Annotated in this window: 12 protein-coding genes; 6 read left to right on the forward strand and 6 right to left on the reverse strand. The window is 69.3% G+C overall.

Annotated features, from left to right (window positions below):
* Positions 1-27: 27 nt before the first annotated feature.
* Positions 28-1728: an acyl-CoA mutase large subunit family protein gene (locus tag OO69_RS37750; RefSeq protein ID WP_033285444.1), complete on the forward strand. Its 1701-nt coding sequence runs from the start codon at positions 28-30 to the stop codon at positions 1726-1728.
* A gap of 14 nt (positions 1729-1742) precedes the next feature.
* Here the strand turns inward: OO69_RS37750 and OO69_RS37755 are convergent, their stop codons facing one another.
* Entirely contained in the window at positions 1743-2369 is a 627-nt protein-coding gene (locus OO69_RS37755) for a TetR/AcrR family transcriptional regulator (RefSeq protein WP_033285445.1), read from the reverse strand.
* 224 nt (positions 2370-2593) lie between these two features.
* On the opposite strand from OO69_RS37755, the gene OO69_RS37760 reads away from it, so the two are divergent.
* The 4 genes from OO69_RS37760 (at position 2594) to OO69_RS37775 (ending at position 6890) form a co-directional block, all read left to right on the forward strand.
* Entirely contained in the window at positions 2594-3571 is a 978-nt protein-coding gene (locus tag OO69_RS37760) for a tetratricopeptide repeat protein (protein ID WP_033285446.1), read from the forward strand.
* 645 nt (positions 3572-4216) lie between these two features.
* Entirely contained in the window at positions 4217-4846 is a 630-nt protein-coding gene (locus tag OO69_RS37765) for a DUF6230 family protein (RefSeq protein ID WP_033285447.1), read from the forward strand.
* A gap of 117 nt (positions 4847-4963) precedes the next feature.
* The gene (locus OO69_RS37770) at positions 4964-5578 is read left to right on the forward strand and encodes a DUF6114 domain-containing protein (RefSeq protein WP_033285448.1); all 615 of its coding nucleotides are present in this window, start codon (positions 4964-4966) and stop codon (positions 5576-5578) included.
* Positions 5568-6890: a hypothetical protein gene (locus tag OO69_RS37775; protein ID WP_033285449.1), complete on the forward strand. Its 1323-nt coding sequence runs from the start codon at positions 5568-5570 to the stop codon at positions 6888-6890. Before OO69_RS37770 ends, OO69_RS37775 begins: the two co-directional genes overlap by 11 nt.
* A gap of 100 nt (positions 6891-6990) precedes the next feature.
* Here OO69_RS37775 and pyk read toward each other — a convergent pair whose 3' ends face one another.
* From pyk to pta, 3 genes are all read right to left on the reverse strand, one after another.
* Entirely contained in the window at positions 6991-8421 is a 1431-nt protein-coding gene (gene pyk / locus OO69_RS37780) for a pyruvate kinase (RefSeq protein WP_033285450.1), read from the reverse strand.
* 73 nt (positions 8422-8494) lie between these two features.
* On the reverse strand, positions 8495-9706 hold the full coding sequence (locus tag OO69_RS37785; RefSeq protein ID WP_033285451.1) for an acetate kinase: 1212 nt from the start codon (positions 9704-9706) through the stop codon (positions 8495-8497).
* Positions 9703-11793, reverse strand: a complete 2091-nt coding sequence (gene pta, locus OO69_RS37790) for a phosphate acetyltransferase (RefSeq protein ID WP_033285472.1) — start codon at positions 11791-11793, stop codon at positions 9703-9705. Before pta ends, OO69_RS37785 begins: the two co-directional genes overlap by 4 nt.
* Positions 11794-11991: 198 nt before the next feature.
* Here pta and OO69_RS37795 point away from each other — a divergent pair, with 198 nt between their 5' ends.
* Positions 11992-13017: an ATP-dependent 6-phosphofructokinase gene (locus tag OO69_RS37795; protein WP_033285452.1), complete on the forward strand. Its 1026-nt coding sequence runs from the start codon at positions 11992-11994 to the stop codon at positions 13015-13017.
* A gap of 69 nt (positions 13018-13086) precedes the next feature.
* On the opposite strand, the gene OO69_RS37800 is transcribed toward OO69_RS37795, so the two are convergent.
* Positions 13087-13716 carry a hypothetical protein gene (locus tag OO69_RS37800; protein ID WP_033285453.1) on the reverse strand — a complete coding sequence of 210 codons (630 nt, stop codon included), beginning with the start codon at positions 13714-13716 and terminating at the stop codon, positions 13087-13089.
* Between the two features lie 1060 nt (positions 13717-14776).
* A complete protein-coding gene (locus tag OO69_RS37810; protein ID WP_033285454.1) occupies positions 14777-15361 on the reverse strand; it encodes a hypothetical protein in 585 nt (194 codons plus the stop codon).
* Positions 15362-15433: the final 72 nt, after the last annotated feature.

The raw sequence follows: 15433 nt of genomic DNA on the forward strand, positions 1-15433 counted from the left end.
CTAGGACGTCCTAGTAAATTCGAAGGTATGGACGCTGACGCCATCGCAGAGGGCCGCCGACGCTGGCAGGCCCGGTTCGACGCCGCACGCACGCGTGAGGCCGATTTCACCACGCTCTCGGGGGATGCCGTGGAGCCGGTGTACGGGCCTCGCCCCGGGGACACGTACGACGGCTTCGAGCGGATCGGATGGCCCGGCGAGTACCCCTACACGCGCGGGCTGCACGCCACGGGCTACCGGGGGCGCACCTGGACGATCCGGCAGTTCGCCGGGTTCGGGAACGCCGAGCAGACCAACGAGCGGTACAAGAAGATCCTGGCCAACGGCGGCGGAGGCCTCTCGGTGGCCTTCGACATGCCGACCCTGATGGGCCGCGACTCCGACGACCCGCGCTCGCTCGGCGAGGTCGGGCACTGCGGGGTCGCCATCGACTCCGCGGCCGACATGGAGGTCCTCTTCAAGGACATCCCGCTCGGCGATGTGACGACATCGATGACGATCAGCGGACCGGCCGTCCCGGTCTTCTGCATGTACCTGGTGGCGGCCGAGCGGCAGGGTGTGGACCCCTCCGTCCTCAACGGCACGCTCCAGACGGACATCTTCAAGGAGTACATCGCCCAGAAGGAGTGGCTCTTCCAGCCCGAGCCGCACCTGCGCCTCATCGGCGACCTCATGGAGTACTGCGCGACCGGCATCCGCAACTACAAGCCGCTGTCCGTCTCCGGCTACCACATCCGCGAGGCCGGCTCCACGGCCGCGCAGGAGCTGGCGTACACGCTGGCGGACGGCTTCGGGTACGTCGAACTCGGCCTGTCCCGAGGCATGGACGTGGACGTCTTCGCGCCCGGCCTGTCCTTCTTCTTCGACGCGCACGTCGACTTCTTCGAGGAGATCGCCAAGTTCCGCGCGGCGCGCAGGATTTGGGCCCGCTGGATGCGGGACGTCTACGGCGCGAAGTCCGAGAAGGCCCAGTGGCTGCGCTTCCACACCCAGACCGCCGGCGTCTCGCTGACCGCGCAGCAGCCGTACAACAACGTGGTCCGTACGGCAGTCGAGGCACTGGCGGCCGTCCTCGGCGGGACCAACTCGCTCCACACCAACGCCCTGGACGAGACCCTCGCGCTGCCGAGCGAGCAGGCGGCGGAGATCGCGCTGCGCACGCAGCAAGTGCTGATGGAGGAGACCGGGGTCGCCAACGTCGCGGATCCGCTGGGCGGTTCGTGGTACGTCGAGCAGCTCACCGACCGGATCGAGGCGGACGCCGAGAAGATCTTCGAGCAGATCAGGGAGCGCGGACTGCGGGCCCACCCGGACGGACAGCACCCGATCGGGCCGATCACCTCCGGCATCCTGCGCGGCATCGAGGACGGCTGGTTCACCGGCGAGATCGCCGAGGCCGCGTTCCAGTACCAGCGGTCCGTCGAGAAGGGCGACAAGCGGGTCGTCGGCGTCAACGTCCACCACGGCTCCGTCACCGGCGACCTGGAGATCCTGCGCGTCAGCCACGAGGTGGAGCGCGACCAGGTCCGGGAGTTGGGCACGCGCAAGGGCGCACGGGACGAGGCGGCCGTAGGAGCCGCTCTGGACGCGATGCTCGCGGCGGCGCGGGACGGGTCGAACATGATCGGGCCGATGCTGGACGCGGCGCGGGCGGAGGCGACGCTGGGGGAGATCTGCGGGGTGCTGCGGGACGAGTGGGGGGTCTACACGGAGCCTGCCGGGTTCTAGGGCCGCTTCTTCGTCTACGTGCCGCTGAGCGACGTCAGGCCCAGCAGCAGGACCTGGGTGAAGCTGTGGACCCAGCGTTCGTCGGCCGGTTCGGCGCTCACCAGGGTGCGGTGGACCACCGCGCCCGCCACCACGTCGAAGATGAGGTCGGCCGTGCGGGCGGCTTCCTCCGGGTCGGTTTCCGGGGGGAGTTCGCCGCGGGCCTGGGCGCGTGCCCTGCCCTCCAGGACCAGGCATTTCTGGCGGTCCACGATCGACTCGCGGATGCGGTCCCGCAGGGCGTCGTCGCGGATGGACTCCGCCACCACCGCCATCAGGCCGCTCTTGGCCTCCGGGCGGGCCAGGATCGCGGCGAACTGGAGGACCACGCCCTCGATGTCGGCGGCGAGGCTGCCGCGGTCGGGGAGTTCCAGCTCGTCGAAGAGCGCCGCCACCGCGTCGACGACCAGCTCGTTCTTGCCTGCCCAGCGGCGGTAGAGGGTCGTTTTCGCAACCCCCGCGCGCGTGGCCACGTCTCCCAACGTGAGCTTGGACCAGCCGAGTTCGACCAGCGCCTCCCGGGTCGCCGCCAGGATCGCGGTGTCCGCGGTGGTGCTGCGGGGGCGTCCCGCGGCGCGTGGGGCGGGAGTGCTGCTCTGCATCCCTTGACCATAACCGGCGGTTCCTGTGGTGCAGTGAGGGAGATCACCGGGTATCGGTATCCGGGAAGGGGCCCGTGCTATTACGCTACGGGTCGTAGCGAAACCACGGGCGCGGGGTGGGGACCCGGCGCCGAACAGCTCGCGGCAGACTCACAACAGACTTGCGGCAGACCGGCTTTCACAACGCTTTTCATTCACACGCGCGGACGGGGGAGGATAGACGCATGCAGCCACGGAACATGTCCATGAGCGGAGTCGTCGACCTCGCCGCGGTGAAGGCGGCCCAGGAGGCCAAGGTCAAGGCGGAGCAGGCGCGCGCCGAGACCGCCAGGCAGGGCGGCGGCGGTGCCGTCTCCCCGGCCGACCTGGTGATCGACGTAGATGAGGCGGGGTTCGAGAGCGAGGTCCTGCAGCGGTCCACCGAGGTCCCGGTCGTCATCGACTTCTGGGCCGAGTGGTGCGAGCCGTGCAAGCAGCTGAGCCCGCTCCTGGAGCGGCTCGCGCTTGATTACAACGGGCGCTTCGTCCTTGCCAGGATCGACGTCGACGCCAATCAGATGCTGATGCAGCAGTTCGGGGTGCAGGGCATTCCGGCCGTCTTCGCGGTGGTCGCCGGCCAGGCGCTCCCGCTCTTCCAGGGAGCCGCCGCCGAGCCGCAGATCCGGCAGACCCTCGACCAGTTGATCCAGGTCGCCGAGCAGCGCTTCGGCCTGACCGGTCTCGACGTCGACCCCGACGCCGCGCCGGGCGACCGTCCCGAGGCCGTCGCCGAGGTGCCGGCGGGACCGTACGACGCGCTGCTCGAAGCCGCCGTACAGGCCCTGGACGCGGGGGACTTCGGCGGGGCCGTACAGGCCTACAAGAACGTGCTGAGCGACGACCCGGGCAACTCCGAGGCCAAACTGGGGCTCGCCCAGGCCGAGTTGCTGCACCGTGTCTCGACGCTCGACCCGCAGCAGGTGCGCACCGAGGCCGCCGAGAAGCCGGGTGACGTGCCCGCGCAGATCGCCGCCGCCGACCTGGATCTGGTGGGCGGCCATGTCGAGGACGCCTTCAGCCGGCTGATCGACACCGTGCGGCGCACGGTGGGTGACGACCGGGACGCCGTACGGCTGCGGCTGTTGGAGCTGTTCGAGGTCGTCGGGGCCGATGACCCCAGGGTGACGGCGGCCCGGCGGGCGCTGGCGCGGGCGCTGTTCTGAGCGGGGCGCGGGGCCGGTTCTGACCAGTCGGTAAACCTCGTGACCTGTGTTGCCGGAGTGAAAGATTTGCCGACGGAGTGTCACTGCGGCCGCGCTTTACCAAATCTTGGTAATCGCGGCCGCTGTTACTTGGAGTAAGTCGAGGCTGTTGATCTGTCGGATTCCGTCCGAATGTCAACTGATTTGTCCTGGCCCACGATGACACCCAGCGTCGTCGACCGATACCGGCGGGTCGTTGTTCGGTTATCCGGCCGTTACTACCCAGTAACGAAGCCCCTTGTGCGGGCGGCGAGAATGCACCACGATCGGCGACGCTCGGTCCATTTCCGTACCCCGACAGCCGGTCGGGCGGACGGAGTTTCCTGGGTCCCCACCGAGTAGAGCCGGAACAATGGAGTCGGCTCTTGGGCAGGGGGGTCTTCGCCGTACGGCGGAGCCTGTCCAGCAAGGTTGTGCGTGATGTGCGTCAGGCGCGACCAGTGGTTGTCGCTCGGGGGTGATCGCCGGTGATCGGTGCGCGGTTCGCGCCTCCGAGGACGGGCGCTCCCCTTCCCGAGGACGTAGCACTTCTCCCATCCCTGCCCGGCTGAGCCGCCAACTGGGGGCAGTCAGGGCCAGGAGATGTACGTCCGAGAAGGAGGAAATATGGAGTCCCAGGTGCGTGGCGGGACGAGATGGAAGCGCTTCGCTGTGGTCATGGTGCCCAGCGTCGCCGCTACGGCGTGTATAGGTGTGGCCCTCGCGCAGGGTGCCCTTGCCGCGTCGTTCAGCGTTTCGGGTCAGTCTTTCAAGGTGACGGCGGACAAGCTCGTCGGCACGGGCTTCGCGCAGTACGGAGCCATCGACTCGGGGTACAACCTCGACGGCACGAAGACGGCGCACCCGGTCGCGGTGTCGTCGTTCAGCAGTGCCGAGATCACGAACATGTGCCAGTCCGTGGTCACCCCGAACATCCCGCTGCTCGGCTCGGTGAGTCTGACGCTGAAGGCGGGCGGTGACGGCACCCCGGTCGAGGCTGACAATCTCTACATCGACGTCGACAACCTCCAGGCCGACGCGACGTTCGAGAACATCCGGATCGGTGTGGCCGGCAAGGACCTCAAGGGTCCCGGCATCAGGAGCGGCGACGCCGCGAACCCGTTCGGATTCGGTCAGGACGCCGACAAGGCGACCCTGGTCGGAGTCAAGCAGACGGCGTGGGCGACCACCGCGGGGACCTTCAAGCTCAGTGGGCTGAAGATGTCGCTGTCGGCGGGCACCCACGAGTGCTACTAGGCACTTGACGGCGGGCGGGGGAGCCGGTGGCGCCCCCGCCCGTCCACCTTCCACCAGCGCCTTCACACAAGGTGCGACTCTCCACCACAGCAACGCCGTACCAGGGAGCTGTTTTCCATGAGCGCCGAGACTCCTGCCGCATCCGGTCAGTTCACCCACCGGAGGGTGCAGTTTCGTGCCTGGCGTGGCACGAGGCCGTTCTGGGCCGGTCTGTTCGTCATGCTCGGCGGACTCCCGATCGCCTACTTCCCGTACGCGCATCTCCAGATCGGGCATCTGACGCTGGCGATGGCCACCACCGCGGGCGCCGGGTCCCTGATCATCGGCGTACTGCTGGTAGTCCTGGGCTTCAGCCTCTGGTTTCAGAAGCACGTCCGCACGTTCGCGGGTGTCGCGGCGATCCTGCTGGCGCTGGTGTCCATCCCTGTGTCCAACCTCGGCGGCTTCCTGATCGGCTTCCTCCTCGCCATGGTCGGCGGGGCACTGGCCGTGTCGTGGGCGCCGGGCGCACCGCCGGAGCCGCAGGCGCTGCAGGACGTCGCACAGGGAGAGGGCGGCGCCCCCGCCGCGGCCACGCCGTACGAGGCCGCGCCGCACGACTCCGCGTCGTACTACGCCAAGCCCCAGGAGCCCGCGCCGTACGAGTCCGCCGAGGGTACGGGCGAGCCGAACGATCTGTCAGGAACGAGCCCGGTGAACAACGGGGCGAACGGGAGGCACAGTGCCGGCTGACGAGGTGACCCACGGGACTGATGTGGACGAGTCCCGTGTGAGAACCGGGCCGCGGCATGCGGCACCCAAGAAGCCGCTGTTCACCAGGTTCCACATGCCCGCCGGCAAGGCGATAGCCACGGTGGCGATGCCGACCGCCGTGATCATGGGGTTCGGGTTCACGTCCTCGCTCGCCCTCGCCGACAACGGATCGACGACCTCGCCGTCGTCGAAGAGCCTGACGGCCGACGAGTACAAGGACTGTGTCGCCGCCCTCGCCGGGACGACGGCGAGCCCTTCGGCGACGCCGTCCACCAGTGCCAGCGAGTCCGCGGACTCCTCCACGGACGAGGCGACTCCGTCGGCGTCCGCCACGAAGGACACCGACTCGGGCAAGGCATCTTCCGATTCGTCGGATTCAGGTTCCGACGACAAGGCCGCCACGCCCACGCCGTCCGCGTCCGCGAGCAAGTCGGCGGACACGAGCGGTTCGTCGAGCGGCACCGCCACCGCGACGCCCTCCGCGTCCGCGAGCAGCGGCAACCTGCTGGACACCATCGGCGACGCCATCACCGGGATCCTCACCGGCGGTTCGTCGAGCTCCGACTCCACGGCGAGCGCCACCCCGACGCCGACCGCGTCCGCCTCGGCGAGCGCCACGAAGGACGCGTCCTCGGACGGGTCCTCCAGCGGGTCCGACACCGTCAAGGACACGACGAAGAAGGTCACCGACACGGTGAACGACACCGTGAAGGACACGACCGACACGGCGTCCAAGGCGGCCGAGGACACGGCCACCGCGACCGCTTCGGCCACGGCCACCCCGAGCCCGTCCGCGAGCGCGAGCACCGACACCTCGGACTGCCCGGTCGCCACGGACGACACCAGCGGCGTCGACAACAAGGTGCTGCTGCCGGACGATCCCTGGTACCTGAACGCGAGTTCGCTGCTCCTCAAGGGCGCCGACTACCAGGGCGTCGTCGAGGTGAAGACGGCCGACGGCACGGTCAAGAAGGTCCTGAAGTACGTCATCTCCGGCGGCACCGACATCGGCGACCTGCACCAGACGGTCGACGACAAGCAGTCCGGCAAGACGTACCACGTGCAGGCGGCCTCGGGCTCGACCTCCACGATCCGCGACGGCGACACCGTGATGTACACGGAGTCCATCTCGGGCAACCTGTTCGGGCTGATCCCGATCACGTTCGACCCGGACAACCCGCCGCCGCTGAACATCCCGCTGATCTACTTCACCAACGTGAAGGTGGTCCAGGCCGGCCAGTTCGGCGGCACGCTGACCGTCCCCGGACTGCACAGCTACCAGACCGACTGAGCGTCCGCACAGGCCCGTTCGGGAGCCGCGCACAAACTGAGGGCGCCCCCCTTTTCCTGGGGGGCGCCCTCAGCGCCGTACAAGTGCCCTCAGCGGTGCGTCAGTCGCGCTCGCCGCCGCCGAGGTGGTGGACGCGGAGCATGTTCGTGGTGCCGGGGACGCCGGGGGGCGAGCCGGCGGTGATGATGAGGGTGTCGCCCGGGTTGAAGCGGTTGATCTTGGCGATCTCCGCGTCGACCATGTCGACCATCTCGTCGGTGCTGTTCACGAACGGCACCACGTGCGACTCGACGCCCCAGCTGAGGGTGAGCTGGTTGCGGGTGCTCTCGTCCATCGTGAAGGCGACGATCGGCTGCGAGGCGCGGTAGCGGGACAGCCGGCGGGCGGTGTCACCGGACTGCGTGAAGGCCACCAGGGCCCGGCCGCCGAGGAAGTCGGCGATCTCGCACGCGGCACGCGCGATCGAACCGCCCTGCGTCCGCGGCTTCTTGCCCGGCACGAGCGGCTGCAGGCCCTTGCTGAACAGCTCCTCCTCGGCCGCCTGGACGATCTTCGACATCGTCTGCACGGTCTCGATCGGGTAGGCGCCGACCGAGGACTCGGCGGACAGCATGACCGCGTCCGCGCCGTCCAGGATCGCGTTGGCCACGTCGGAGGCCTCGGCGCGCGTGGGGCGGGAGTTGGTGATCATCGACTCCATCATCTGGGTCGCCACGATCACCGGCTTGGCGTTACGACGGCACAGCTCCACCAGGCGCTTCTGCACCATCGGGACCTTCTCCAGCGGGTACTCCACGGCGAGGTCGCCACGGGCCACCATCACCGCGTCGAACGCCGCGACCACGGCCTCCATGTTGGCGACCGCCTGCGGCTTCTCCACCTTGGCGATGACGGGGACCCGGCGGCCCTCCTCGTCCATCACCTTGTGGACGTCGTACACGTCGCTCGCGTCGCGCACGAAGGACAGGGCGACCATGTCGCAGCCCATCCGCAGCGCGAAGCGCAGGTCGTCCACGTCCTTCTCGGACAGCGCGGGCACGTTCACGGCCGCGCCGGGCAGGTTGATGCCCTTGTGGTCGGAGATGACGCCGCCCTCGATGACGATCGTCTTCACACGCGGGCCCTCGACGCTGAGGACCTTCAGCTCGACGTTGCCGTCGTTGATGAGGACCTGGTCGCCGCGGGAGACGTCACCGGGCAGGCCCTTGTACGTCGTCCCGCAGATGGTCTTGTCGCCCTGGACGTCCTCGGTGGTGATGGTGAACTCGTCACCGCGCACCAGCTCGACGGGACCCTCCGCGAAGGTCTCCAGGCGGATCTTCGGGCCCTGCAGGTCGGCGAGGACGCCGATGGCACGGCCGGTCTCCTTGGCCGCGGCACGGACGCGGTCGTACCGCCCCTGGTGCTCGGCGTGGGTGCCATGGCTGAAATTGAAACGGGCCACGTTCATACCGGCCTCGATCAGCGAGACCAGTTGTTCGTGGGAGTCGACCGCGGGGCCGAGAGTACAGACGATTTTCGAACGGCGCATGGGACGATCCTATCGGTTTGTTTCGCTACGGAATATTCCGTCTGGCGGAAGATACAAATGGGCGGGCATGCGCTCAGGCGTTGTAATTTCCGACCAGTGCATAGGTCTGTGTCGCGATCTCCAATTCCTCGTCCGTCGGCACCACCGCGACCGCGACCCGCCCGGACGCGGGCGAGATCAGCCGCGGCTCGTCACTCCGTACGGCGTTCAGCGCGCCGTCCACCTCGAGCCCCAGCAGCTCCAGGCCCTCGACGGCGGCCTCCCGCACGGCGCTCGCGTTCTCCCCGACCCCCGCGGTGAAGGCGACCGCGTCCACCCGGCCGAGTACCGCGCAGTAGGCACCGATGTACTTCTTCAATCGGTGAATGTAGATGTCGAAGGCGAGTTCCGCCTGTTCGTCGCCCTCGTCGATCCGGCGCCGGATCTCCCGCATGTCGTTGTCCCCGCACAACCCGATCAGACCGCTCTTCTTGTTGAGAAGAGTGTCGATCTCATCGGTGGACATTTCGCCAACACGCATCAAATGGAAGATGACGGCCGGATCCAGGTCTCCCGACCGGGTCCCCATCACCAGCCCCTCCAGCGGCGTCAGCCCCATGGAGGTGTCCACGCAACGGCCCATTCTCACGGCCGAGGCGGACGCCCCGTTCCCGAGATGCAGCACGATGACGTTGACGTCCTCGGGCGCCTTCCCCAGCAGCTTGGCCGTCGCCCGTGACACATACGCGTGCGAGGTCCCGTGGAACCCGTACCGCCGGATCCGGTACGCGTCCGCGGTCGCCACGTCGATCGCGTACCGCGCGGCCGACTCCGGCATCGTCGTGTGGAACGCGGTGTCGAACACGGCCACCTGCGGCAGATCGGGCCGCAGCGCCATCGCGGTCCGGATCCCGACGAGGTTCGCCGGATTGTGCAATGGCGCGACGGGGATGAGCCGTTCGATCTCGGCGAGCACGGCGTCGTCGATGACGGTCGGTTCGGTGAAGACCAGCCCGCCGTGCACGACCCGATGCCCGATGGCCGCCAACTCCGGTGAATCCAGCCCGAGTCGGTCCTTGGTCAGCTCCTCGGCCACGGCCTTCAGGGCGGCCTCGTGATCAGGGATCGGCCCAGCGGACTCCCGTACGGCACCGGTCGTGAGGCAGCTGTGCTTGAACCGGGAGGTCTCCTCACCGATCCGCTCGACGAGTCCTACGGCGAGACGGGTGCCGGCCGCCATGTCGAGCAGCTGGTACTTCACCGACGAGGAGCCGGAGTTGAGGACGAGGACGCGGGTGGGGCTCACTGGGCGGTTGCCTTCTCGGTCGGGTGCTGCGCCTGGATCGCCGTGATGGCGACGGTGTTGACGATGTCGGAGACGAGGGCGCCCCGGGACAGGTCGTTGACCGGCTTGCGCAGCCCCTGCAGCACTGGCCCGACCGCGATCGCGCCGGCCGAACGCTGCACGGCCTTGTACGTGTTGTTGCCGGTGTTCAGGTCCGGGAAGATCAACACGCTTGCCTGACCGGCGACTTCGGACTCCGGCATCTTGGTGGCGGCGACACTCGGCTCGACGGCGGCGTCGTACTGGATGGGCCCCTCGATGCGCAGATCGGCGCGCCGCAGCCGGACCAGTTCGGTCGCCTCGCGCACCTTGTCGACGTCGGCGCCCGAACCGGACGTACCGGTGGAGTAGGAGAGCATCGCGATCCGCGCGGCGACGCCGAACTGCTCGGCGGTGGCGGCCGATTGGATGGCGATGTCGGCCAACTGCTCGGCGTTCGGGTCGGGGTTGACCGCGCAGTCGCCGTACACCAGGACCTTGTCGGCGAGGCACATGAAGAAGACGGACGAGACGATGTCGGCGTCCGGCTTGGTCTTGATGATCTCGAAGGCGGGCCGGATGGTGGCGGCGGTGGAGTGCACGGCGCCGGAGACCATGCCGTCGGCGAGGCCCTCCTGGACCATCAGGGTGCCGAAGTAGTTCACGTCGGCGACGACGTCGTAGGCCAGCTCCACGGTCACGCCCTTGTGGGCGCGGAGGGCGGCGTACTTCTCGGCGAAGCGGTCGCGGAGTTCGGAGGTGTGCGGGTCGATCAACTGGGCCGCGGTGAGGTCGATGCCGAGGTCGGCGGCCTTCTTGCGGATCTGGTCCTCGGGACCGAGGAGGGTCAACTCGCAGACACCGCGGCGCAACAGCACCTCGGCGGCGTGCAGGACGCGGGCCTCGGTGCCCTCCGGAAGGACGATCCGGCGCTTGTCGGAGCGGGCCCGCTCCAGGAGCGTGTGCTCGAACATCATCGGGGTGAGCCGGTCGCTGCTCGGCGCCGAGACGCGCTTGAGGAGGTCGCCGGTGTCGACGTACCGCTCGAAGAGGCCGAGTGCGGTCTCCGCCTTGCGCGGGGTCGCCGCGTTCAACTTCCCCTCCAGGGAGAAGAGTTCGGCGGCGGTGGGGAAGGAGGTACCGGCGACGGAGACCACCGGGGTGCCGGGCGCGAGGCGGGCGGCGAGGGTGAGGATCCCCTGACTCGGTACCTCGTTCAGGGTGAGCAGGACGCCCGCTATCGGCGGGGTGCCGGCGCTGTGCGCGGCGAGGGCGCCGATGACGAGGTCGGCGCGGTCGCCGGGGGTGACGACGAGGCAGCCCGGGGTCAGGGCGTTGAGGAAGTTCGGCAGCATCGCGCCGCCGAAGACGAAGTCCAGCGCGTCGCGGGCGAGCCCGGAGTCGTCCCCGAGAACCACCTTGCCGCCGAGAGCGTGGGTGATCTGGGCGACGGTCGGCGCGGAGAGGGCGGGCTCGTCCGGTACGACGTAGCAGGGCACCGGCAGCCGGGTGTCCAGCCGGTCGGCGATCGCGTCGCGGTCCTCGCGGGCGACCCGGTTGGTGACCATGGCGAGGACGTCGCAGCCGAGGCCGTCGTAGGCGCGATAGGCGTTGCGCGTCTCGGCGAGGACGGACTCGGGGGTCTGCTTGCGGCCGCCGACGACGGGGATGACGGAGGCGCCGAACTCGTTCGCGAGGCGGGCGTTGAGGGACAGCTCGTCCGGGAACTGGGTGTCCGCGAAGTCGGTCCCGAGCACGAGGACGACGTCGTAGTCACGCGCGACGAGATGGAACCGGTCGACGAGCGTCGACACCAGCTCGTCCGTCCCCTGCTCGGCCTGGAGGGCGGAGGCATCGTGGTAGTCCATGCCGTAGACGGTCGCGGGGTCCTGGGAGAGCCGGTAGCGCGCACGCAGCAGTTCGAACAGGCGGTCGGGGCCGTCGTGGACGAGGGGCCGGAACACCCCCACCCGGTCGACCTGCCGGGTCAGGAGTTCCATGACCCCCAGCTCGACGACCTGACGGCCGTCGCCGCGGTCGATCCCGGTCACGTACACGCTGCGGGTCACAGGGTTGTTCTCCCTCTCCGTGGTGGTGTTCTCCGTGGTCATAAAAAGGGCCCACCTGGGTGAGCGGAACCCTCTTGACAGTACCTCCGGGGATGGTTAAGGCGCCCGCCGGTCCGACGGGAGCGGCACCGCCCTGAGGGACGTGAAACAATCGGGTCCGGCTCACCGGTGTCAACAGCGAGCAGGAGACACAGCACGATGCGTATCGGAGTTCTCACCGCAGGCGGCGACTGCCCCGGCCTGAACGCCGTGATCCGGTCGGTCGTGCACCGAGCGGTCGACAATTACGGCGACGAGGTCATCGGCTTCGAGGACGGCTACGCCGGACTGCTCGACGGCCGCTACCGCACCCTCGACCTCGACGCGGTCAGCGGCATCCTCGCCCGCGGCGGCACGATCCTCGGCTCCTCCCGGCTGGAGCGGGACCGCCTCCGCGAGGCCTGCGAGAACGCGCTGGACATCGCGCGCGACTTCGGGATCGACGCGCTGATCCCGATCGGCGGCGAGGGCACGCTGACGGCGGCGCGCATGCTGAGCGACGCGGGCCTGCCGGTCGTAGGAGTCCCCAAGACGATCGACAACGACATCTCGTCGACGGACCGCACGTTCGGCTTCGACACGGCGGTCGGGGTCGCGACGGAGGCGATGGACCGCCTGAAGACGACGGCGGAGTCCCACCAGCGGGTGATGGTCGTCGAGGTCATGGGCCGGCACGCGGGCTGGATCGCGCTGGAGTCCGGGATGGCGGCGGGCGCGCACGGCATCTGCCTGCCCGAGCGCCCCTTCGACCCCGCCGACCTGGTCAAGATGGTCGAGGAGCGCTTCGCCCGCGGCAAGAAGTTCGCCGTCGTGTGCGTGGCCGAGGGCGCGCACCCCGCCGAGGGTTCCATGGACTACAACAAGGGCGAGATCGACCAGTTCGGCCACGAGCGCTTCCAGGGCATCGGCACGGCGCTGGCCTACGAACTGGAACGCCGCCTCGGCAAGGAGGCCAAGCCGGTCATCCTCGGCCACATCCAGCGCGGCGGCGTACCGACCGCGTACGACCGGGTGCTGGCGACCCGCTTCGGCTGGCACGCGGTGGAGGCCGCGCACCAGGGGGAGTTCGGGCGGATGACGGCGCTGCGGGGGACGGATGTGGTGATGGTGCCGTTGGCGGAGGCGGTCACCGAGTTGAAGACGGTGCCGAAGGATCGGATGGACGAGGCGGAGTCGGTTTTCTAGCCGGTTCGTTTCTGGCCGGGGGTTCGGGGCGGGTCAGTTTCCGGCGGGTGCTGCTCGGCGGCCGCGTGCTCAGTACGTACTCCTCTCGACCATCGACCAGAACCGGCTGATGATCTGGTCGAGGAAGTCACGGCCGGCCTCGCCCGCCTCGACGGCGGAGTTGCCGCCGCCCCAGGTCAGGGTGGCGACCATCTGCGCCTGGTAGTCCTCGTGCAGCTCCTGGAGGGAGTCCTCCAGGAGGCGCCGGTCCAGGGGCACGATCTTGCCGATCGGGCGTACGTACGCCTGCCACCGCGTGGTCATCGCGCTGCGCAGCAACTCGGCGAGCCTGCTGTCGCGCCCGGTGACGCTGATGAAGTCGGGCAGCGAGAGGTCGAGGAGATCGGCGAGCGCGGAGGACTGGCGCTCGGTGCCGCGCCACTGGTCGTGCTCCTCCATCCGCAGATACGCGAGGAGTTCGAGCCCGACGGCCCGCGCGACGTCCTCCGGCGCGAGCCCGCGCGCGAGGCGATGCTCACGCAGCGTGCGTGGCTTGCCGATGAGTTCGGCCGGCGAACACCACAACACGCCGGAGAGCGCGGTGAGTTCGGGCCCGGAGGGCGCGGTGAGCCCCCGCTCCCAGGCGATGACCAGGTCAGGCGTGACATACGGCAGCCCGTACGAGGCACGCATGCCGTAAGCGACGTGTTCCGGGCCCATGTTGAGCGCGGTACGGAGCCGGTGGGCGGCGGGCGCGTTGAAGGGCGGAGTGGGCGGTGTCGGCGGCGTGGACTGGCTGGGTTGAGCTGGGGGTCGGCGCACGGGCCACAAGCTAGGGGTGCCTGGGTGCGGTGACTACGGTCTGTTCGGCCAGGATTACGGATTGTAGGAACGTACGGATTCGGTCGGACCGCGGAGATCCATCACGGGTGGGGTGGGGGTGATCGGTGACGGTGAGTGGTGGCCTGGGGGTGACTGGGGGTGCTTGGTGGCGACTGCCGGGTGGGTGAATATGCCGCTCTACCTTGCCATTCGGTTGGCGTGGCGGGGGCTGGGGGCCGGCGGGGGGTGCTCGGTCGGCGTCGGGTCGGCGTCGGGTGTGTGGGCGGGGTTCGAAGGGGAGTGCGTTTGTGGTGGGGGTGGTGATCGGGTGTGGGGGGAAGTGGGGGGTGGCGCAAAGTCGTCGGTCGGCTGCGGCGGGGTACGGCGGTTGGCGGTTCGGGGGCGCACGGCGTCTTTCGCGACGTCGAGTGTCGGGCCTCGGGGGGACTCCTTCGGGCTGACTTGGTCCCGGGGGTGAACTGACGTTGCTGTGAGGGGAGTTGGCGCAGGGAATGGTGGCTGCGGGGCGTGGGCCGACTGGCTCGACGTCCCTCGCCTGGCCCTCTCCGCTACGTCGGCCCCCGCGCAGGGCGTCGACCTCTCGCCGATCATGGTCACGACGGTGAGCGAGCGGTGGGGTGGCGCCGGGTTCGCGTGCGGTGAGGTTCTGGAGTACCTCGCCTCGTGCGGTGACACGTAGGACGCGGTCTACTCGATGAGCGCGGTCTACTCGATCTTCGGGGCGGCATGGTTCACCGACCCCGGCCGGGTTCTCGTCTGCTGTGGCGGCCGTTGTCGATGCGCCTGAGCCTGGCCGTATGGGGACTTGGCGTTCAGCTCGTGTCCGATGCTGTGGCCGCACCATGCGTACGGGAGGCGCTGGGCTCGGAGCCAGGCGCACAACCTGCGGTAGGGAGGCGCCCGTTGCGTGGGTTGCCGGCCACGGGCGCCTGCTCGGCTACGCCTTGGGCACGGTCCAGGTGACGGGGTCGCGGCCGCCAGGGCCGTAGATGATCCGGTCGGGGCGGGTGCCCTTCGCCATGCCGAACGTGATCTTGCCGCGCAGGCAGGTGCCGGGCTGTACCGCGGTGCCCTCGACGGGGTACTCCGGCTTGGGGATGCCGGCGCCGCTGACGCCGGGTGCCTGGATCCGGGTGTCGTCGGGGTAGCCGAGGGCCCACGGGCTCTGGGCGACGATGACGTTGGTGCTGGTGGCGTCGGCGCAGACCTTGACTTCGAGGATGGCCCAGGTCGGGTCGGGGAAGTCGGCGAGCGCGTCGGGGAGGTCGACCTTGGCGGGCTGGGTGTAGCTGATGACGCTGGTGGTGGCGCTGATGTGGCTGCCGTCGAGGTCGGTGTCCGACCAGTGGCGGCCGGCGCCGATGGAGAGAGCCTTGGGCTTGGCGACCGCCGTCGCGGTGGTCCCGCTGGTGGGGTTGGCGGCGGTCGTGGGCGCCTTGCTGTCGTCGCTGCTGGTGTTGCTGCTGCAGGCGGTGGCGGCCGCGATGAGCAGGGCCGCGCAGGCGGCTGTGCGGGTGTTCATGGTCTCCCCGGGGCGTGCTGATGCTGAGGGTGCATCATGGCGCCCCGGGTGGGGCGATGCGGGGGCGTGTGG

The sequence above is a fragment of the Streptomyces sp. NRRL F-525 genome (assembly GCF_000716605.1).
Taxonomy (GTDB): domain Bacteria; phylum Actinomycetota; class Actinomycetes; order Streptomycetales; family Streptomycetaceae; genus Streptomyces.